Source organism: Halobacillus andaensis, from assembly GCF_014636475.1.
Taxonomy (GTDB): domain Bacteria; phylum Bacillota; class Bacilli; order Bacillales; family Halobacillaceae; genus Halobacillus_A; species Halobacillus_A andaensis.
The window spans coordinates 430011-449934 of the sequence record NZ_BMEL01000001.1; the positions used below are offsets into that span (position 1 = coordinate 430011).

Annotated in this window: 23 protein-coding genes and 1 riboswitch; of the genes, 18 read left to right on the plus strand and 5 right to left on the minus strand. The window is 38.7% G+C overall.

Going from position 1 to position 19924, the window contains the following annotated elements; genetic code table 11:
- Nucleotides 1–10: 10 nt before the first annotated feature.
- The 6 genes from ccsB to IEV27_RS02270 all read left to right on the plus strand — a co-directional run bounded on the left by ccsB (nucleotide 11) and on the right by IEV27_RS02270 (nucleotide 5472).
- Nucleotides 11–1198 carry a c-type cytochrome biogenesis protein CcsB gene (ccsB, locus tag IEV27_RS02245; RefSeq protein ID WP_188375821.1) on the plus strand — a complete coding sequence of 396 codons (1188 nt, stop codon included), beginning with the start codon at nucleotides 11–13 and terminating at the stop codon, nucleotides 1196–1198.
- An 86-nt stretch (nucleotides 1199–1284) separates the two neighbouring features.
- Nucleotides 1285–2001 carry a response regulator transcription factor gene (locus IEV27_RS02250; RefSeq protein ID WP_188375822.1) on the plus strand — a complete coding sequence of 239 codons (717 nt, stop codon included), beginning with the start codon at nucleotides 1285–1287 and terminating at the stop codon, nucleotides 1999–2001.
- Nucleotides 2001–3785, plus strand: coding sequence for an ATP-binding protein (locus IEV27_RS02255; protein ID WP_188375823.1), 1785 nt, complete (start codon nucleotides 2001–2003; stop codon nucleotides 3783–3785). The genes IEV27_RS02250 and IEV27_RS02255 overlap by 1 nt, the downstream gene beginning before the upstream one ends.
- Nucleotides 3786–3824: 39 nt before the next feature.
- Nucleotides 3825–4005: riboswitch (cobalamin riboswitch) on the plus strand.
- Nucleotides 4006–4181: 176 nt separating this feature from the next.
- Nucleotides 4182–4586, plus strand: coding sequence for a DUF4430 domain-containing protein (locus IEV27_RS02260; protein ID WP_188375824.1), 405 nt, complete (start codon nucleotides 4182–4184; stop codon nucleotides 4584–4586).
- Nucleotides 4587–4591: 5 nt separating this feature from the next.
- Complete coding sequence (locus IEV27_RS02265; protein WP_188375825.1) at nucleotides 4592–5107, plus strand: ECF transporter S component; 516 nt, start codon at nucleotides 4592–4594, stop codon at nucleotides 5105–5107.
- A 95-nt stretch (nucleotides 5108–5202) separates the two neighbouring features.
- Nucleotides 5203–5472 carry a helix-turn-helix transcriptional regulator gene (locus IEV27_RS02270; RefSeq protein WP_188375826.1) on the plus strand — a complete coding sequence of 90 codons (270 nt, stop codon included), beginning with the start codon at nucleotides 5203–5205 and terminating at the stop codon, nucleotides 5470–5472.
- A 34-nt stretch (nucleotides 5473–5506) separates the two neighbouring features.
- Here IEV27_RS02270 and IEV27_RS02275 read toward each other — a convergent pair whose 3' ends face one another.
- Nucleotides 5507–5755 carry a ferredoxin gene (locus IEV27_RS02275; protein WP_188375827.1) on the minus strand — a complete coding sequence of 83 codons (249 nt, stop codon included), beginning with the start codon at nucleotides 5753–5755 and terminating at the stop codon, nucleotides 5507–5509.
- Between the two features lie 117 nt (nucleotides 5756–5872).
- On the opposite strand from IEV27_RS02275, the gene IEV27_RS02280 reads away from it, so the two are divergent.
- The 4 genes from IEV27_RS02280 to IEV27_RS02295 are packed head-to-tail and all read left to right on the plus strand — an operon-like array spanning nucleotide 5873 to nucleotide 9295.
- Entirely contained in the window at nucleotides 5873–6946 is a 1074-nt protein-coding gene (locus IEV27_RS02280; RefSeq protein ID WP_188375828.1) for a YpbB family protein, read from the plus strand.
- Nucleotides 6924–8453: a RecQ family ATP-dependent DNA helicase gene (locus IEV27_RS02285; protein ID WP_188375829.1), complete on the plus strand. Its 1530-nt coding sequence runs from the start codon at nucleotides 6924–6926 to the stop codon at nucleotides 8451–8453. Before IEV27_RS02280 ends, IEV27_RS02285 begins: the two co-directional genes overlap by 23 nt.
- Nucleotides 8440–9036, plus strand: a complete 597-nt coding sequence (locus IEV27_RS02290; RefSeq protein ID WP_188375830.1) for a CPBP family intramembrane glutamic endopeptidase — start codon at nucleotides 8440–8442, stop codon at nucleotides 9034–9036. The genes IEV27_RS02285 and IEV27_RS02290 overlap by 14 nt, the downstream gene beginning before the upstream one ends.
- A complete protein-coding gene (locus IEV27_RS02295; protein ID WP_188375831.1) occupies nucleotides 9029–9295 on the plus strand; it encodes a hypothetical protein in 267 nt (88 codons plus the stop codon). Before IEV27_RS02290 ends, IEV27_RS02295 begins: the two co-directional genes overlap by 8 nt.
- 30 nt (nucleotides 9296–9325) lie before the next feature.
- Here the strand turns inward: IEV27_RS02295 and IEV27_RS02300 are convergent, their stop codons facing one another.
- Genes IEV27_RS02300 through IEV27_RS02310 form a run of 3 tightly spaced genes read right to left on the minus strand, consistent with a single transcriptional unit; the run spans nucleotide 9326 to nucleotide 10389 of the window.
- Nucleotides 9326–9895 carry a manganese catalase family protein gene (locus IEV27_RS02300; RefSeq protein ID WP_188375832.1) on the minus strand — a complete coding sequence of 190 codons (570 nt, stop codon included), beginning with the start codon at nucleotides 9893–9895 and terminating at the stop codon, nucleotides 9326–9328.
- 21 nt (nucleotides 9896–9916) lie between these two features.
- Nucleotides 9917–10144, minus strand: coding sequence for a spore coat protein CotJB (locus IEV27_RS02305; protein WP_188376793.1), 228 nt, complete (start codon nucleotides 10142–10144; stop codon nucleotides 9917–9919).
- Nucleotides 10145–10170: 26 nt separating this feature from the next.
- Nucleotides 10171–10389 carry a spore coat associated protein CotJA gene (locus IEV27_RS02310; protein WP_188375833.1) on the minus strand — a complete coding sequence of 73 codons (219 nt, stop codon included), beginning with the start codon at nucleotides 10387–10389 and terminating at the stop codon, nucleotides 10171–10173.
- Nucleotides 10390–10569: 180 nt separating this feature from the next.
- Between IEV27_RS02310 and IEV27_RS02315 the strand changes: the two genes are divergently transcribed.
- From IEV27_RS02315 to IEV27_RS02335, 5 genes are all read left to right on the plus strand, one after another.
- Nucleotides 10570–11472, plus strand: coding sequence for a MerR family transcriptional regulator (locus tag IEV27_RS02315; RefSeq protein WP_188375834.1), 903 nt, complete (start codon nucleotides 10570–10572; stop codon nucleotides 11470–11472).
- A 124-nt stretch (nucleotides 11473–11596) separates the two neighbouring features.
- Nucleotides 11597–12181, plus strand: a complete 585-nt coding sequence (locus tag IEV27_RS02320; RefSeq protein WP_188375835.1) for a genetic competence negative regulator — start codon at nucleotides 11597–11599, stop codon at nucleotides 12179–12181.
- A gap of 117 nt (nucleotides 12182–12298) precedes the next feature.
- Nucleotides 12299–13234 carry a D-alanine--D-alanine ligase gene (locus tag IEV27_RS02325; RefSeq protein WP_188375836.1) on the plus strand — a complete coding sequence of 312 codons (936 nt, stop codon included), beginning with the start codon at nucleotides 12299–12301 and terminating at the stop codon, nucleotides 13232–13234.
- A gap of 126 nt (nucleotides 13235–13360) precedes the next feature.
- Nucleotides 13361–14641: a Glu/Leu/Phe/Val family dehydrogenase gene (locus IEV27_RS02330; RefSeq protein WP_188375837.1), complete on the plus strand. Its 1281-nt coding sequence runs from the start codon at nucleotides 13361–13363 to the stop codon at nucleotides 14639–14641.
- Between the two features lie 96 nt (nucleotides 14642–14737).
- Nucleotides 14738–15721 (plus strand): YpdA family putative bacillithiol disulfide reductase, encoded by a 984-nt coding sequence (locus tag IEV27_RS02335; RefSeq protein WP_188375838.1) that lies wholly within the window; start codon nucleotides 14738–14740, stop codon nucleotides 15719–15721.
- Nucleotides 15722–15851: 130 nt separating this feature from the next.
- On the opposite strand, the gene IEV27_RS02340 is transcribed toward IEV27_RS02335, so the two are convergent.
- Nucleotides 15852–16823, minus strand: a complete 972-nt coding sequence (locus tag IEV27_RS02340; protein WP_188375839.1) for an asparaginase — start codon at nucleotides 16821–16823, stop codon at nucleotides 15852–15854.
- 90 nt (nucleotides 16824–16913) lie between these two features.
- Between IEV27_RS02340 and prsW the strand changes: the two genes are divergently transcribed.
- From prsW to ypeB, 3 genes are all read left to right on the plus strand, one after another.
- Entirely contained in the window at nucleotides 16914–17579 is a 666-nt protein-coding gene (prsW, locus tag IEV27_RS02345; protein WP_188375840.1) for a glutamic-type intramembrane protease PrsW, read from the plus strand.
- 101 nt (nucleotides 17580–17680) lie between these two features.
- On the plus strand, nucleotides 17681–18472 hold the full coding sequence (gene sleB, locus IEV27_RS02350; protein WP_188375841.1) for a spore cortex-lytic enzyme: 792 nt from the start codon (nucleotides 17681–17683) through the stop codon (nucleotides 18470–18472).
- A gap of 11 nt (nucleotides 18473–18483) precedes the next feature.
- The gene (gene ypeB, locus IEV27_RS02355; RefSeq protein WP_188375842.1) at nucleotides 18484–19827 is read left to right on the plus strand and encodes a germination protein YpeB; all 1344 of its coding nucleotides are present in this window, start codon (nucleotides 18484–18486) and stop codon (nucleotides 19825–19827) included.
- Nucleotides 19828–19924 lie beyond the last annotated feature (97 nt).

The window sequence follows — 19924 nt, forward strand, 5'->3', positions numbered from 1 at the left end:
AGGAAAGGCCATGGGTGATTTAAGTTCCATTAGCAGTAACTTGCTTTATGCTGCTTTCTTTATCTATTTGATTGCTACGTTTTTCTTTGCGGGAACCATTCGTGATAAAAAAAACACCAATACTGGTACTGTAGGGAAAATCGCAATAACAATTACGATTATCGGTTTTTTAACTCAATTGGGTTACTTTTTCACAAGGTGGGGCGCAGCAGGTCACGCACCTGTTAGTAATCTATTTGAATTCATTACGTTCTTTGGAATGATGCTCGTTTTAGCGTTCATCGTTATGTATTTCATCTATAAGATTAATATATTGGGTGTTATTGCTTTGCCTATCGCCCTCTTAGTCATTGCGTTTGCCAGTATGTTTCCTACAGAGATTTCGCCGCTGGTGCCATCTTTACAGTCACACTGGTTATATATTCACGTTACGACAGCTGCTTTAGGACAGGCTATTTTATCGATCAGCTTTGTTGCTGGTTTGATCTTCTTGATACGTCAAGTAGACCAGACGAAAAAGACAAAACAAACGTTTTGGCTAGAGTTTGTCATTTACATGGTAGCGACTACGCTTGCGTTTATTATTATATCTTCGACTTTCAGCGCCTTTAACTATGAAGCTTCATTTGAAGCTCCAATAGAAGGTCAAGTAGTAGAAGTTACTTATGAAATGCCTGCAATTGCAGGGCCTTATGATGGAGAATTAATTACAGAGGGTGCAATGAGTCCGTTGTTTTTATCACCTGAATGGATGCGTGGTGTAGACGCATCTATTAAATTCAATACTATGATTTGGTCGCTGTTAGGTGGACTAGTTATATATGGTTTACTACGACTACTCTTTAGAAAACGCATTGGCTCAGTACTTCAGCCATTATTGAAAAAAGCTAACCCTGAGATTATTGATGAAGTTGGTTATCGGGCCGTAGCGATAGGATTCCCCGTATTTACGTTAGGAGCTCTTATCTTTGCAATGATCTGGGCGCAAGAGGCATGGGACCGTTTCTGGGGCTGGGATCCTAAAGAGGTTTGGGCATTAATTACATTCTTCTTCTATGCCGCTTATTTACATTTACGCCTTTCAAGAGGCTGGCAGGGAATGAAGTCTGCATGGTTAGCCGTTGGAGGTTTTGCAATTATTATGTTCAATCTGCTAGCGGTTAATTTGATTATTTCAGGTTTACATTCTTATGCATAATAACTTATGTGGCAGGTAGGATTTGTTTATCCCACCTGCCATTTATTATAATAAGAAAGAAGAAGTTTATTTGAGGGGGCTAACAAATGGATAAAGAAGCCAGAATTTTAGTCGTAGATGATGAAGATCGTATTCGTCGACTGATAAAGATGTACTTAGAAAGAGAAAACTATATAATTGATGAAGCAGAAGATGGTCATGAAGCCCTCAGTAAAGCACTCAATGAGGATTATGACGTTATATTATTAGATATCATGATGCCTGGTAAAGACGGGGTGGAAGTATGTAAAGAGCTTCGTGAAAAGAAAGCTACTCCTGTGATTATGCTGACGGCTAAAGGCGAAGAAGCTAATCGAGTACAAGGGTTTGAAGTTGGGACAGATGATTATATTGTGAAACCTTTTAGTCCGCGAGAAGTCGTTTTACGCGTGAAAGCGCTTTTGCGCAGAGCTTCTTCGACGAAGTTTCTTGAAACGGATACAGCTACAAGAAATGTATTGGTTTTTCCGCATATGACGATCGATAATGATGCTCACAGAGTAACGGCAGATGGTACAGAAGTTTCCCTAACCCCTAAGGAATACGAACTATTGAATTACATGGCACAATCACCTGATAAAGTATTTGATCGTGAACAATTATTAAAAGAGGTATGGCAGTATGAATTTTTTGGTGACTTACGTACAGTCGACACGCACGTCAAACGGTTAAGAGAAAAATTAAGCAAGGTGTCTTCGAAAGCGGCCGGTATGATCGTGACTGTATGGGGAGTAGGTTACAAATTCGAGGTTAGTGGGGACTGATGTTTTGGCGGAGTGTTGTAGGCAAGCTTTGGTTTACCATTTTACTGCTTGTATGCTTTGTTTTGTTCATACTAACCGTCCTTTTACTAGAGTTCTTTGAAAATTATCATGTGCTCGAAGCTGAAAAGGAGCTTCTACAAGATGCTGCCAAAGTTTCTGATGTGGTATCTGAATACGAGGAAGAACAATTAATTCTCTCCATGACAGATTTAATTAAAGACCCATCTAGTGAAATTGTTATTACGAATGGTGAAGAAGATTTAATGACGTCAAATTCAAACGACTCTGCTTTACCTCAATTGGGTTATGATTGGTTTATGGATGATGCTGAATTAGCTACAGTAGTAAGCGATCGTGAAGAAGTAATGAAAGTGGCTGATGTGGGCAGTTCGGAGATGGGATTATTAGTCGTCGGTACACCCCTTAAGGATGAAGAAGGGGCTGTTTTTGTGTATCAGTCTCTAAATACAATTGAAGAAACTTCCGAGCAAACGACTAAAATTATCTTTCTTGGAGCCGGGATTGCGATTATTTTAACAACCATCTTTGCTTTTTTTCTATCAACGAGAATTACTTCTCCTCTCATCAAAATGCGAAAGGGTGCTCTTGAGTTAACAAAAGGGGAGTTTAATACAAAAATACCCATTCGTACTCATGATGAAATTGGTGAATTGGCTATGGCGTTTAATCGAATGGGTCGACAGTTGAAGTTCCATATTGATGCGCTTAACCATGAAAAGGAACAGCTTTCGGGCATTCTGCGTTCAATGGCGGATGGTGTACTTACAATGAATCGTCAAGGAGACATTCTCGTCTCTAATCCGCCAGCTGACCAATATTTAAATGCTTGGTCATTTGAAAATGAAGAACAATTAACAGATGATGAAGCATCAAGAAAAGTTTTGCCTTCTCCCATGAGGAAACTTTTTGAGGAGGTAATTAATTTAGAACACGAACAGATGACAGAAGTGACGGTCCAAGGCCGCTCCTGGGTTATTATTATGACACCGCTTTATGATCAAGATCACATTAGAGGAGCCGTAGCTGTTCTTCGTGATATGACAGAAGAGAGAAGATTAGATAAGTTAAGAAAAGACTTCATTGCCAATGTCTCTCATGAGCTGCGAACTCCAATTTCTATGCTACAAGGGTATAGTGAAGCAATTGTCGATGATATTGCTGAATCAAGAGAAGATAAAAATGAACTGGCTGCCATTATTCACGATGAATCGCTGAGAATAGGCAGGTTAGTTAATGAATTATTGGATCTAGCCAGGATGGAAGCCGGGCATATTTCCTTGCGTGTAGAAGAGATAGAGGTTGAACCTTTTATTGAAAAGATTTTGCGTAAATTTAAAGGATTAGCTGATGAGAAGCAAGTGAAGCTTGATCTTAATTTAACAGTGAATGAGCAGATGATACGAGTCGATGCTGATCGTATTGAACAAGTATTAACGAATCTAATAGATAATGCGATTCGACATACAAGTGTAGAGGGCTTCGTGTCAGTGGATGTAAAAACAGACGAGGAATTATTTATACAAGTGACTGATTCAGGTTATGGAATTCATGAAGAAGATTTACCATTTATTTTTGAACGATTTTATAAAGCGGACAAATCCCGAAAAAGAGAATCATCACAGAAGGGTACGGGGTTAGGTCTGGCTATTGCCAAGAATATTGTTGAAGCTCATAAAGGTAATATTCAAGTCCACAGTAAACTAAATGAGGGAACGACGTTTACTGTGCAGATCCCTAATGAAAGGGATGATTCAGAAAATTAGATTGCTATTCTTGAAATGATCATGTAGTCTAGATAAAGAACTTCATAGCTTGATGTTGGTGCCTGAATTAGGCTGAAAAGGGAATCTGGTGTAATTCCAGAGCTGTCCTCGCAACTGTAAGTGTAGACGAACAGAAATAACCACTGTAGGTTTATTACGGGAAGGTTTCTTAGTAGAAAGACACACAAGTCAGTAGACCTGCCAAAATCACTCGTTTCAAAGCTTCGGGGATTGAGCGTTTGAGGCAGCCATTAGGTACGAATTTACTTGATTTCATTCCACTTGGTTTGTCTTTAGTCTGCTCTTTGTCGAAAGGGGCAGACTTTTTGCGTTGTACATAAACATGTCTCGAATTTTAAAGCATTGAAACAGTAATTACAGAAAGGAAGATGGACAATGGGGAAGAGTATGCAAGCATTATTGTTCTCACTACTAGCTGCTGCTTTGTTAGCGGGATGTCAGTCAGAACAAGACACAAGTAATGAGTCTTCAGAGGAGAATAATCAGCAAGAGGAAGTTACTATTGAAGTGGAAGTTTCAGAAGATGAGGGAGAAGAGGTTATTTCTACAGAAGAACATTCGGTGGAAGAAGGTACACTTCTATTGGATGTTATGGAAGAAAATTATGAAATTGAACAAGAAGAAGGTTTTATTAATAGTATTGAAGGTATAAGTGCTGAAGATGGAGAACAAAAAGCATGGATGTATACGGTAAATGGTGAAGAAGCTACTGTAGGAGCTAATGAATACGAAGTGGAAAAAGGGGACGAAATTAACTTCGATTTTCAATCATGGGAATGATGTAAATGAAGACTTATAAAATTACGTTAATCGCAATGCTGGCTGCGCTTGCAGTCGCTGGAAGAATAGCAATGGGACATTTACCTAATATCCAGCCCGTTACAGCTATTGTTATTTTGACGGGATTTTGGCTAGGTCCTTTTGCTGCTGTTATTATGGCTATTTTAACCACTTTTTTATCGAATGTTATTTTAGGAATGGGAATATGGTCGATCTGGCAAATCGTTTCGTGGTCTGTTATTGGAATGATTGCCGGGTTACTAGGTAAGTATTGGTCTTCTATTCCATTATGGTGCTTAGCCGTTTACGGATTCTTAAGCGGAATATTTTTTGGTTTTATGATATCTGTGACAATGTACACGGCAGGTCAGCCCTTCTGGGGATATTATTTAGCTGGTCTTCCTATGGATGTTAATCACGCGATTGCTAATACTGTATTCATCGCACTTTTATCACCTGTACTAGGTACCTTATTTAACCGGTATCAAAAAAGAAACCTTTCACAAAAGGCTGCCCATTAGAGGCAGCTTTTTTTTAAAGTTATGAAGGTGTCGATACATAGAATAATAGATGTGTATCTGATAAAATGGAAGAAGTTAAGAAGGGGAAGGTAAGAATGGATCGCTACGAGTTAAGAAAAATAGTTTCGGTCAAACTAAAACTTGTACGAGTAGAGGCAGGCTTTACCCAAAGCACCATGTCCCATATGATCGGCTTGTCGAAAAAAACGCTCGTTCAAATTGAAAAAGGGCGTCTAGTAGCAGGATGGTCTACAGCTGTTTCTGTATGTGCTTTGTTTTCTGAGAGCCGAATATTAAGAACGGCCTTGGAAGATTCACCTATAAAGGTCATAAAAAAAGTAGGTTTCAATGAGCGGGAGCAGTAAAAAAGTCCCTCTCTTTAGAGAGGGACTTTTTCATTTACTCAAATTTTAGCGGGTCACCGTTGAAGGGCTCGTCTTCTATTTTGATGGAGTCTGTTGGACAACCTTCGTAAGCATCTTCCATATCATCCTCCAAATACTCTGGGACTTCTTCCAACCCTTTATTTTCATCTAAAACGACATAGGCTAACCCTTCATCGTCATAGTCAAATATATCTGGAGCGGCTGCGCCACAGGCTCCGCATGCAATACAAGTGTCTTGATCTACTATCGTATATTTAGCCAATTCATGAACCTCCTTTATGTTTTACCTCATGAAGATTGACGTAGAGGATCAATACTATACGTTTATTGTAAATTGATAAACGAGACATTTCAATACATAAAGAAAAGAGGACGTCACATGTTTGAAGCAATCTTGTTGAAATGTATTCTATCGTTAAAAGGAGAGCGTTCCATTTCTGGTATTTATCATTTAATTCAAGGGAAGCGTTCTTCACAAACGTTACAAGATGCTAGAATCTATGAAATAGACCGCTTTTTTGGTGTATACCCGCAACTGAATAAAGCACAAGTAAACCGTGTGATGGATCAAATGGTTAATAAGGGGTGGATAGAAATAAACGAAGAAGGTCTGCCTGCAATAAAGGATGCAGGCATGAATTACTTAGCTTCTTCATTCATTAATAAGAAACACTATTTTAACGGAATGGTGTATCATCGCCACGTAACTATATTTGAGAAAAGGTTACGGTTACTGATTCAAACGGTAACTTGCACTCAAATGAATAACTTATCCTTTCTCCCCATTGAAGATGATGCAAACATACAAAAATGGGTGAAAATAAAATATAAAGAGCATCGTCCGAAGGATTTAGTAAAAGCTCTATTTCAAGAGGTATATGAATTATTACTTACCGTACGTGAAAAAGAGGCTGAACTGTTTACAGCCCGGTTAACGGGCGGCAATTTGACAGGAAGAACGAGAGAGCAGCTAGCCTTACGGTACCAAATGTTAAAGGAAAATGTTGATTTGAACATTCGTCATACATGGTTTTATATGTTTCAGCAGGTCATAAACAATCCACGCTCGTTTCCAGCTCTTTTTATATGTATGGAAGGGTTGCAGGCGAATGATCTCATCACAGACTCGGCCAAACAAACCTATGAGTGGCTTAGAAGAGGCTATGAGCTTGAAGAAATTTGTAAGAAGCGAAGGTTAAAAATGAGCACCATCCAAGATCATGTGGTGGAAGCCGCGTTAGTGATGCCGACGTTCGACATTACGCCTTTCATTTCGGTAGAGAATCAAGAAACTATTGGCCGAATGCAAGCAGCATTGAAAACCAATAAACTAAAAAACTTATACGAATCATTGAATAGAAAATATACTTATTTCGAACTGAGATTAGTACTAGCCAGAACAAATTATGCACAAAAGGAGAAGAATACTCATGGGCAGCCCACATCTTCTTGATCATTTAAAACAGCATTTTGGGTATTCGAGTTTTAGAGAAGGACAGCAGGAGATCATTGAAGATGTCCTAGACGGGAAAGATGTACTAGGAATTTTGCCAACGGGTGTAGGTAAATCACTTTGTTTTCAATTACCTTCTTTACTGCAAAAAGGTACCACAATCGTAGTATCACCACTGATTTCCCTAATGGTCGATCAAGTTAAACAGTTAAAAGCTAAAGGTTTTAAATCTGTGATCGCTCTTAATAGCTTTATGGAACCTAAAGAGAGAAAGGCAGTCTTTCAATCTTTAAATAACTATCGTCTCATTTACTTGTCTCCGGAAATGCTGCAAAATCGAATCATTACTCAAGAATTAAAGAAACTTTATGTCGAATTGTTTGTTATTGATGAAGCACACTGTATCTCACAGTGGGGTCATGAATTCAGAACAGATTATTTGAAATTAAGCCAAGCGACGAAGGAATTTGGAGATCCCGTTATTCTTGCACTAAGCGCAACTGCTACGCCAGAAGTACAGGATGATATCAAACGTCAGTTAAATAAGCCTGACATGGTTCCTCATATTTATAGAATGGACAAACCAAATATGAGTTTCGCGGTGGAAGATGTTCTCTATCACCAAGAGAAAGTGGAAAGAATTAAGTCGATTGTCTCGAACAAACCTGCGCCGACTATGATTTACTTTTCCAGCCGTCAAGCGGCTGAACAAGTGGCAGTGGAATTGACTGTTGCGCTCGATCAGCGAATTGCTTTTTATCATGGCGGTATGGAAAACATGGATCGATTACTTGTCCAACAACAATTTATGAAAGATGAACTTGATGTCATTTGTTGTACAAGTGCTTTTGGCATGGGGGTAGATAAACCGAATATTCGAAGAGTCATTCACTATCATTTTCCAACTCAGATTGAATCTTTTATCCAAGAAATCGGCCGAGCAGGAAGAGACGGGAAACCATGTGCCAGTCTTGTGTTACACACCCCTAGTGACCAGGTACTTCCTCAAATGTTATTAGAGAAGGAATTGCCTCAAGAGGAGGACGTAGATCGTTTAATTCGGTGGATGGAACAAAAAGACGAATTGCAAGTAGATGAAGAGATGGCAGAAATCTTACAACTTTCAGAGTCACAATGGAATTTTCTGAAATATCATTTGGAGCATCATCATGTAGTAAGTAATCGAACGATTCAACGCAATATAGATTTAACCGGTTTACGTGCTAAAATAAGCCAGCGCTTAAAAGAACGATGGCTTTATAAGAACAGGAAGTATAAGCAGATGGTCAACTGGATTCATTGTAGTGGCTGTCGAAGAAAACAATTGTACGCTCCTTTTCAAAAGGAAATATCAAAGCCGATGGTGATGTGCTGTGATTACTGTGGTTTTTCTATAGATGATCTCGAGATAAAAGAAGCTCGAGTAGAATCAGGAGATGCAATTGAAAATTGGCAAGACAGGCTAAGAACATTATTTCTGCAGGAGACTACCTATGACAAAACGTAGTCAAAGTGATTTAATTAACCAGCTGTCTAGTCGTGAGATTACAAAGCATTTAATCATTACTCAGATCATTTTATTCCTCATTGCTATTCTAGCGAGTATAGTTTTATTTCAAACACCAATTAAAACGTGGTTTTCTCTCTTTTCCATACAAATAACGGACGTTATATTGTTTGGCGTACTTCCAGCTGTCTTAATAGTATCTATTGATTTTACTTTAATGAAACTTCTTCCTGAACGATATTACGATGATGGGGGAATTAATCAAAAAGTATTTCAAAACCACGGCATACTCAACATTTTTTGGTTGACCTTGCTTATTGCATTTTGTGAAGAAGCTTTATTTAGAGGGGTAATTCAGACATCATTTGGCTATTTCACAGCTAGTACATTATTCGCACTCATCCACTTTAGGTATTTAAAAAAATTGGTCTTATTAATTTCTGTTTTATTTGTTAGTTATTTTCTTGGTTACATGTTTGAGATAACAGGTAATTTACTCGTGACCATCACATCTCATTTTCTAATCGATTTTATTTTAGGCGTGTGGATTTCATTGCGAAATGGGAGGGGACAAAGTGACTGAATCGGAAATTGAAACGACAGAACTCGTTTCAGAAGAAGAAACTGCTTTAGGTTTACCATCTCGATCAGAAACACATAGGAAGAAGAAAGCTAGTGCCAGCTGGAGGTTTAGTTTACTATGGTTCAAGTGCTTACTCAGTGTTTTTATTATATTAATCTTATTGGTTATCACTCACCCTTATTGGAGCAGCTGGGTAGAAAATAATAAATGGCAGAATGAAGAACCCGTTTCTTACATTGAAGAGATATCTATACAATAAAACAGCTCCCGTTTTGGGAGCTGCTTTGTTTTAGAAGATATGCTTGCGATTTTGTTCTTGTTTTAATATCTCTACTGCTTCTCTAAAACGTTGGGAATGTACAATTTCTCTTTCCCTTAGAAATTTCAAACTGTCATTTAAGCAAGGATCATCTGACATATTGATAATCCATTGATATGTTGCTCTTGCTTTTTCTTCGGCGGCAATGTCCTCATATAAATCAGCAATAGGATCACCTTTGGCTTGAATATATGTTGCCGTCCAAGGGTTACCTGCCGCATCATGGTAAAATAATGCATGATCATGATTGGCATAATGGGCCCCTAATCCTGCTTCTTTGAGCTGCTCTGGTGTTGCGTCCTTAGTTAACTTATAAACCATGGCAGCGATCATTTCGAGGTGGGCAAATTCTTCTGTACCTATATCGGTAAGCAGCCCGATCACTTTATCTGGTATTGAATATCTTTGATTTAAGTATCGAAGGGCGGCAGATAATTCACCATCTGCACCGCCATATTGTTCGATGAGATACTTGGCTAATCGTGGATTGCACTCACTCACCTTTACCGGATATTGTAACTTTTTTTCGTAATACCACATAAGGATCCTCCTTTTACTAAATTACATCTGCCAGGGCCAAGGGGACTCGTTCCAACTCCATGGAAACGATGAAAAGCTTTCTCCAAATTGTCTTAACGGTCCAAATTGCTGTTCATACTGTGATTTTAGCTGTTTACTTTGTGCTGCTAACTGATTAAACTGTTGTATGGCGTTATAATCTTGAGGATGTGTATCTAAATATAAGGTGAGTTCGACTAACGCGAAATCGACTTGTTGAATCTGTTCCATTAATTGCAGTTGCTCACGACTTGGCTTCAACGGTCTTCACCTCGAATCGGCGTCGGATACGGATCAAATAACACCGGCCACAAAACTCCTTTATAGAGAGCTTCCTTTAGCGGATATTGCGGAAGTCCAGTGGGTTGAAATCCAAGATATAAATTCGGAGGCGTTTGATAATACTTCCATTCTATCGGCGGGCAAGGATCGGCTGTACTAGCGTAAGGGTGATACCATTTAATTGGGGTGTTCATATCCATCACCTTTCTTAACGGTCATACCTTCACCATATGATGAAAGAACCCGTCCTATTCGGTTAGAGGTTTAATTCGAGGCCAGTGTTAAAATAATGTTATACGAAGAATATACAAACTTTACACAATGATAAAACAAACACTATAATTAATGTAAAACCTTCTAGTGGAGGGGAAATAATGCCAACACCAAAAGCGAAATATAATATTAAAGCGGTTTCCAATATGCTAGGCATTCAAGCGGGAACTCTCAGAGCTTGGGAACGTAGATACCAAATTATCCGCCCTGCTCGTAATGAGGCTGGTCATCGCTTATATACAGACGATCATCTCCAAACATTAAAATGGCTTATAGAAAAAGTTAATAAAGGGTTTACGATATCTCAAGCTGTCTCTTTATTGGAAAACAGTGAAAACCTCTCTGAGCCTCCGCAGATAGAAGAAGAAAAGAATCATTTAACGGCCACTGGAGATCAATTGCTCCAAAGTTTATTATCTTTCGATGAACGTGCAGCGCAACTAAAACTTGATGAAGCTTTTAGTTTATTTACTCCTGAAACAGTAGCCATCGATATGATAGGACCTTTATTGGTCAAAATAGGGGATATGTGGGAAAATAATGAAATCACGAGTGCACATGAACATTTTGCTAGCAACTTTTTGCGTTCTCGTATGGGAATGATGCTGTTAACGATGCCTACCGAAAGTATTCAACCAAAGGCTTTACTCGTGTGTGGCCCGAACGAACGTCATGAGTTAGGGTTGCTAATTTTTGCCTTGTTTTTAAAGCGGCGGGGCTATGAAGTCGTATACTTAGGGCAAAGTATTGCCGGGGGAGATATTGAAGTTGTTATTGATGAAGTTGAACCAGCATTTGTGTTCATGTCTTGTACGATGAAAAAAAATATATCTATGGCCATTCGATTGGTTGAAGAATTAGACGAGCAGTACGCAGATTTAAGAATCGGACTGGGCGGTTATGCTTATGAAACCTTGCCTGAATTAGATAAAAAAAGGCTTCAGCCGTATATTGTTGGGAGTACAAAGGACGAATGGGAACAATGGCTTCAGAGAAGTCTATAGTAGATTAAGAAATGATTGCCCCTAAGTGAAGTCACGGATATAATTCTAAAAAAAGTGCCATATTTAGAGAGGTCATCATAAGATATAGATAACAGATATCCTTAACAAAAAGGGGGGCGTATACATGCGAGTCGAAAGAATGTCTAACGAGAAATTTAAAATCTTCTTAACCTTTGATGATTTGTTAGACAGAGGCTTGACAAAGGAAGAGCTTTGGAGTGATCTCCCAAGGGTACACCGGGTATTTAGTGATATGATGTATGACGCCGGTGTAGAATTGGGTGTTGAATTAAATGGGATGCTTCTCGTTCAAGTTTATTTGCTGCAGGCACAGGGAATGCTCGTAGTCGTGACTAAATCTAAGGAAGAAATAGACGAAGATGATGGTTATCTTGAAATGAAAGTAACTTTAGATGAGAGTAAAGAGATGATATTTGCTTTTGATGACTTTGAAGATATTATTCAAGCGGGATTGCACTTGTATGCTTTAGAGGTGCACCAGGGTGATGTATATCTTTACAATGACCTTTATTATATGGTGCTTGACGACGAATCTATCTTTCACTTAGATGCCGAACAAGTTATCGCTTTACTATCTGAATTCTCCTCAGCTTCAGCGGTTACTTCTCATCGTTTAATTGAATATGGTCAACCCATCATGGAAAAGAATGCAATGCAAATTATTAAACGACACTTTTCCCCATCATAAGATAAAGTTAGAACGAAGCACACGCTTTCGTTCTTTTTGTTTGATTAAATTAGAAGGCCGCTAAAGAACGTGTTAAAATAAGGTGAAACTTTGGAGTGAAGAATGGAGTGTTCATGCATGAAAGTTGCAGTGTTATACGGGGGAGTCTCCGGTGAAAGAGAAGTATCTTTATCTACAGGTAAAGGAATTATTCAAGCTTTAAAAAATAAAGGCCATGAAGTAATAGGTATTGATTTTGATCCAAGTAAAATAGAACAACTTATTCATTTAAAGGTGGATCTAGTGTTTATTGGCCTGCACGGACGCTTTGGAGAAGATGGAAGAATTCAAGGGCTGCTAGACATGTTGGATATCCCATATGTCGGGTCAGGAGTACTTTCTTCTGCTTTAGCTATGGATAAAGCGAAATCAAAACAAATCTTCGCTACGAATGATATCCCCACCGCTTTAAGCCAATCCTACCAAGTAAACAGATATGAGAACCGTTCAGTGATTGCTGCAGAAGTCAAAGCAAGCTTTACTACACCTTTTGTTGTTAAGCCGAATCAAGAAGGTTCTACATTAGGTTTGACGATCGTGAAAGAAGAGAGCCAAATTGATAAAGCTATAGAAATTGCGGCTGCTTCCGATACTGTTATCTTGGTAGAGGAATATGTAGGGGGCAGGGAAGTTACAGTGCCAGTAGTCGGTAAGCAAGGAGAAGAGACGGCATTGCCTGTGATCGAAATTATTCCAAAAAGTGATTACTATGATTTCGATTCAAAATACAAGCCTGGAGGCAGTGAACATATTGTTCCTGCTAAAGTTTCTGACGAACTGACAGAACAATTACAGAATTACGCCGTTCAGGCTCATCAATTGTTAGGATGCAGCGTGTATTCTCGAGTAGATTTTATTATTAATGAGAATAATATACCTATTATATTAGAAGTAAATACATTGCCTGGCATGACACCTACGAGCCTTTTCCCTGATTCTGCTCAAGTCGTCGGTTTGAGCTACGATGACTTAGTTGAGCAATTTGTTACGTTATCTTTACCAAATAAAAGTTAAGGTTTGTAATCGCTTTCATTTCTTTTAAAAAAATAAGAGAGAAAGCTAGGCATAACGGTAGGTTACGTGTATACTATTGACTGAAAGAGCACCCTTAGCGAATGGTTTCACATAGGAGGTAAATCGATGGTAGCCGATAAAGCTGACGTCAATGCAAATGATCAAAATGATAAGTTAGATGTTTTAAAATCCACACAAAAAGTAGTGAAAAAAGCCCTGGATAAATTGGGTTATCCTAATGAGGTCTATGACCTGCTGAAAGAACCTGTGAGAATGATGACGGTTAGAATTCCCGTTAGAATGGACGACGATTCTATAAAAATCTTTACCGGATTTAGAGCTCAGCATAATGATGCTGTTGGTCCTACTAAAGGGGGCGTACGGTTTCATCCGAACGTTTCTGAAAAGGAAGTAAAGGCATTATCTATTTGGATGAGCTTAAAAGCAGGAATTGTAGACTTGCCTTACGGTGGCGGAAAAGGCGGTATAGTGTGTGATCCAAGAGACATGTCTTTTAGAGAGTTAGAAGGGGTAAGTCGAGGCTACGTAAGAGCGATTAGTCAGATTGTAGGCCCGACGAAAGATATACCGGCTCCTGATGTGTTTACAAATTCGCAAATTATGGCTTGGATGATGGATGAGTATAGTCGAATAGATGAATTCAATAACCCAGGATTTATTACCGGAAAACCTTTAGTGTTAGGTGGTTCACATGGCCGTGAATCAGCAACGGCAAAAGGGGTAACGATTTGTATAGAAGAAGCGGCTAAAAAGAAAGGGATTCAAATCGAAGGTGCACGTGTTGTTGTACAGGGGTTCGGAAATGCAGGAAGCTTCTTAGCAAAGTTCATGCACGATAAAGGGGCAAACGTAGTAGGCATTTCTGATGCTCATGGAGGATTACACGACCCTGATGGCTTAGATATTGATTACTTACTTGATCGAAGAGACAGCTTTGGTACGGTTACTAACCTGTTTAAGAATACAATTACAAATCAAGAGTTATTAGAACTCGATTGTGATATTTTAGTACCAGCAGCGATTGAAAACCAAATTACTGAAGAAAACGCAGGCAAGATAAAAGCAGATATAGTAGTGGAAGCAGCAAATGGTCCTACTACTTTAGAGGCTACAAAGATTCTTTCTGATCGGGGTATCTTACTTGTGCCAGATGTATTAGCATCAGCAGGCGGTGTTACGGTTTCTTACTTCGAATGGGTTCAAAATAACCAAGGATATTATTGGACGGAAGAAGAAGTGGAAGAGAAATTACACAAAGTAATTGTTAAAGGCTTTGATAATGTATTTAGAACAGCTGAAAACCGCAGAGTTGACATGAGGCTTGCCGCTTATATGGTGGGCGTGCGTAAAATGGCTGAAGCCTCCAGATTCAGAGGATGGATATAGGTTGATTCTAAAGTTTAAATCTCCTATCATTTATATGGTAGGAGATTTTTACGTGTTAAACCTAAGTTTTGTTGGTAATAAAGAGGAGTGACAAAGGTGCAAGAAGAACAAGTCATCATCATTGGCGCCGGCCCTTGTGGGATGAGCGCAGCAATTGAATTAAAAAAATTAGGTATCGATGCTTTACTTATAGAAAAAGGGAATGTCGTAAATTCGATTTATCATTACCCAACCCATCAAACTTTTTTCAGTTCTAGTGAGAAACTAGAGATTGGGGAAATTCCGTTTATTACAGAACGACAAAAGCCTGTCAGAAATGAAGCGCTAGCTTATTACCGTGCTGTAGCTGAAAGAGAAACGTTACGAATCCACTCCTTTGAACAAGTAACAAATGTTACGAAAGAAGAAAATGGGTTTTATCTCAGGACCTTAAGAAACGATCACGCAGATAAGCAGTACTATGCGAAGTATGTGATCGTAGCAACAGGCTATTATGACCAGCCAAATCCTTTAGGTGTAGAAGGTGAAGAATTAGAGAAAGTTATGCACTACTTTAAAGAGGCTCACCCATATTTTAATAAAAATGTGGTCGTTGTCGGCGGGAAAAACTCTGCTGCTGATGCGACGTTAGAACTTGTAAAAGCAGGGGCAAACGTAACAGTGTTATACAGAGGAGAAGAATATTCAAAGAGTATAAAACCTTGGATTTTGCCTCAATTTGAGGCTTTAGTGAGAAAAGAAATCGTGGATATGGAATTCTGTGCTCACATAAAGGAAATTACAGAGAACGAAGTTGTTTATACTTGTAAGGGCGAAGAAAAACGAATTAGTAATGATTTCGTTTTTGCGATGACTGGTTACCGTCCTAATCACCAGTTTTTAACCTCGATGGGTGTGGATATGGATGAGAAGACAGGTCGTCCAACATTTGATGAGGACACAATGGAAACGAATATCAATGATATTTATATCGCTGGGGTTATTGCAGCAGGGTATAATAATAATGAAATATTTATTGAAAATGGCCGGTTCCACGGAGCACAGATTGCCCGCTCCATTTGTGATAAAGAAGAAGATTGACCACGGAAAGCGAAGTATTTTGACGGAGCAATGGTAAACTCCTTTTTTGGCACATAAATAATCCGAACTGATTTCAATAAAATCGTTCGGATTATTTTTATGCCTTATTCAGTTTTGTCCCAGCCTCTTCTTAATAACCAAACATAGGGGTTAATTCTAATGGGTTATTCGTCATCTCTAAAGCAACCATTAATTTAATCCTTGCTTTAGGACCTGTTAAGCCATTGGCAAAAATGACCCCCAATTCTCTAAGATTGCGTCCTCCCCCTTCGTAACTATAAGTATCTTGGACGATGCCTTGATAACATCTGGAAACGAGAACGACTGGGAGGCCTTTTTGAATGGTCTCTTTAATGGCCGGCACTGTTTCTGGAGGAAGATTTCCTTGCCCCAAGGCTTCAATAACCATTCCATTGGCGCCGCTCTCTCGTGCGGCTTCAATAATAGACCCATCCATGCCAGCGTAAGCTTTAATAAGTACAACTTTTTTTGTAAGCTGCTGAATAGGGTAAGAATCGTGACTTGTTGATTTATGATGAAAGAAGACGTCATTTTTAGTCGTAATGCCAATAGGGCCATATTGTGGACTTTGGAACGTTGCTACATTACTTGTCGATGTTTTCGTTACATTACGTGACGTATGAATTTCATCATTCATGACGACGAGTACCCCTTTATCTTGAGCTTCATCACAACTTGCTACTTTTATCGCACTTAATAAATTGTAAAGGCCATCTGAACCAATTTCATTACTTGACCTCATAGCCCCCGTTACAATAACCGGCTTTCTTGTTTGTAAAAATAGATCTAAAAAATAAGCCGTTTCTTCTAAAGTATCTGTTCCATGAGTGACGACGATTCCGTCATAATGTTGAACAGCTAATTTTTCATGAATGAATTGCCCTAGTTCTAACATATGATCCGGGCGGATATGAGGGGAAGGTAAATAAAATAGGATTTCATCTTCAACTTCTGTACTTCCGCTTAAAAATGAAGTGATCTCTTGGAGGGGATGTTGCTCGCCTGTGTTTACTTCACCTGTCTCTTTATTCTCTTTCATAGAAATTGTTCCGCCGGTATGTATAACTAAAATTGTTTTCATAAGAACCTCCTGCTAGTTCAAATATTCCTTTTCTTACCTTTACATGATACGATGAAATTCAGCGGAAGGAAAGAGAAGGGGAGATGACAATTGGCAATTTTAACAGCAGCTGTCGCACCGGCCGTGGCACTGATGACTTTTATTTATTTAAGTAAACGAATTGAATTAGAACCTCTTCCCCTAATTATAAAAATGTTTATTTTAGGAGCTATTCTAGTCTTCCCGCTTATGTTTATTCAGTACGCTTTTGAAAGCGAAGGAATATTCCAGTCGCCTATAATGAGGTCTTTTATTTTAGCAGGATTATTAGAAGAGTTCTTTAAATGGTTTTTCTTTCTGTTTGTAGCCTATCGGCACGCTGATTTTGACCATCATTATGACGGCATTATTTATGGAGTGGCTATAAGTTTAGGCTTTGCTACATTAGAAAATATTATTTATCTATTTGCTAATGGAATAGAAATTGCTCTCCTCAGAGCTGTTTTCCCTGTTTCTTCTCATGCATTATTTGGATTGTTAATGGGTTTTTACATGGGTAAAGCAAAATTTTCATTACGTTATACGCGACTTTCGATTTCTTTAGCACTAATTATTCCTGTTCTCTTACATAGTTTATATGATTACTTTATCGTAAGTTCTATTTGGTTATATTTGATTATTCCTTTCATGATTTTTTTATGGTTAATAGGCGTTCGCAAAATTAACCTTGCTAATAAGCATCATGATAATCTTTTATCTCCGGATCCTGATCATTAGCTGCCTCCTTGAGGCGGCTTTTTTATTTGCTTATGTATATTGTTCTCTATTTGTACAAAACTACCTCTATAAATAAAAGATGGGTCAGGGGTGTAAATGAGATGGCTAGGAAGAAAACTGTAATGTTTGCTTTATTGTTCACGCTTCTAATATTACCTGTGCCTGAAATGAATCATAGTGGTAAGATTCATGCTTTCACAAATCAGGTAATACAGCAAGGGGCAGTTGGTCAAGATGTTATAGAATTGCAGGCGAGGTTAAAACATCTAGGGTTTTACAGCAAAGATGTAGATGGTGTATTTGGATGGAGTACCTACTGGGCAGTAAGAAATTTTCAATATGAATTTGGAATGGAGATCGATGGCTTAGTAGGACCAGAAATGAAAAATAAATTAGTTAAAGCTTCAAAAGGTTATGAACAGTACTTACCCTCAGGAGACGGTCAGACCAACAAGCAAGGTCAGGCTCAAGGCGGTGGCGGGGGTGGACAGCAGAGCACACCTTCAGAACCAACGGCTGTGAATGTACCAGGAGGTTACTCTCAAAACGATATTAAGTTAATGGCGAACGCTGTTTATGGCGAGGCACGCGGAGAACCTTACGAGGGTCAGGTAGCCGTAGCGGCAGTTATCCTAAATCGTTTAGATAGTGCCACGTTCCCTAATACAATCTCAGGTGTCATCTTTGAACCTAGAGCATTTACAGCGGTGGCTGATGGGCAGATTTGGCTGACTCCAAATGATACAGCGGAAAAAGCGGTAATTGATGCGATTAATGGGTGGGACCCTTCAGGGAATGCAACCTATTACTTCAACCCAAATACAGCCACTTCCGGTTGGATTTGGTCTAGGCCGCAAATTAAGCAAATTGGAAAGCATATCTTTTGTAAATAGGAGGTGGAGTGATGTTTCGCTGGATTACGATTTCATTATTGACACTTTTAGTTGTTGGAGTCGCGGTGTTTGCGTATAAAGAGCATCAGGATAAAAATGCGATACTTATCCAAGCAGAAAATAGTTATCAGCGCGCTTTTCATGAATTAACTTCTGATGTGGATACTCTCCATGATAAAATTGGAGCAACTCTTGCTATGAATACACGGAAACAGCTTTCTCCTCAAATGGCAGAGATTTGGAGGATTACATCTGAAGCAAGCTCTGATGTTGGACAGTTACCTTTAACACTGCTTCCATTTAATAAGACGGAAGAATTCTTATTTGATATTGGTGATTTTGCTTATAATACGGCGATTAGAGATTTAGATAAAGAACCTTTATCTGAAGAAGAAATTGCCGGGTTAGAAGAATTATATAAGCAATCGGGTGACATTAAAAATGAACTTAGAAAAGTTCAGAATATGGTTTTAAAAGATAACCTAAGGTGGATGGATGTAGAACTTGCATTAGCAACTAATGATGAAACTGGAGATAACACGATTATTAACGGGTTTAAAACGGTAGAGAAGTCAATGGATGGTTTTCAGCAGACGAATATGGAGACAGGTATATCTTCTAGACCTGATGAGAAAGATCTTTCTCATTTAAAAGGGGAAAAGATTAATAAAGATAAAGCCATCCAGATTGCTCAAGAGTGGTTCGGCGAAGTTGAACCTTCTGAGTTTACGATTACCGACTCTGGTAAGGGAGCTGACATACCGACTGTAACTGCTTCTTTTCATAAAGATAAGAGAAACGGATACATGGACATGTCTAAGCAAGGTGGATATCCTTTAACCATCATGGTAGCAAGAGATGTAGAAGAGACGAAGATTAGTTTAAATGAAGCTTCCAATAAAGCTAAAGAATATGTGGATAAACTTGAACTAAAAGACATGGAACTGATCGAAAGCAGTCAATATGATAATGTAGGTGTCTTTAGATATGTGTATACGGAGGACGATATTCGCTATTATCCAAGCACTGTCCAAGTGAAAGTGGCTTTAGATAATGGGGAAATGCTAGGGCTGGATGCGCTTCAGTATTATAGCCGTCCAAACGAATCCATTAATCAAGAGCCTAGTTTGTCGGAAGAAGAAGCGAAAGAGATGATTAATCCTAATCTGGAAGTTCAAGAGAATTATTTGGCAGTTATAGAAAATGATGCTCAAGAGCTTGTTCTATGCTATGAATTTTTAACGACTAAAGATGACGAAACCTATCGGATATTTATAAATGCCGATAATGGAGAAGAAGAAAAAGTAGAGACGTTAAACACCAGTGAGGAAAAGTTTACTACAGACATATCTTAAAAAAGCTGCTTTTCGCAGCTTTTTTTGTTTGTTGAGAAACCTTAATTTCTCGACAAGAATTTTTAACTCATGGTTAAAGAGTTTAAAAATGAGAGGT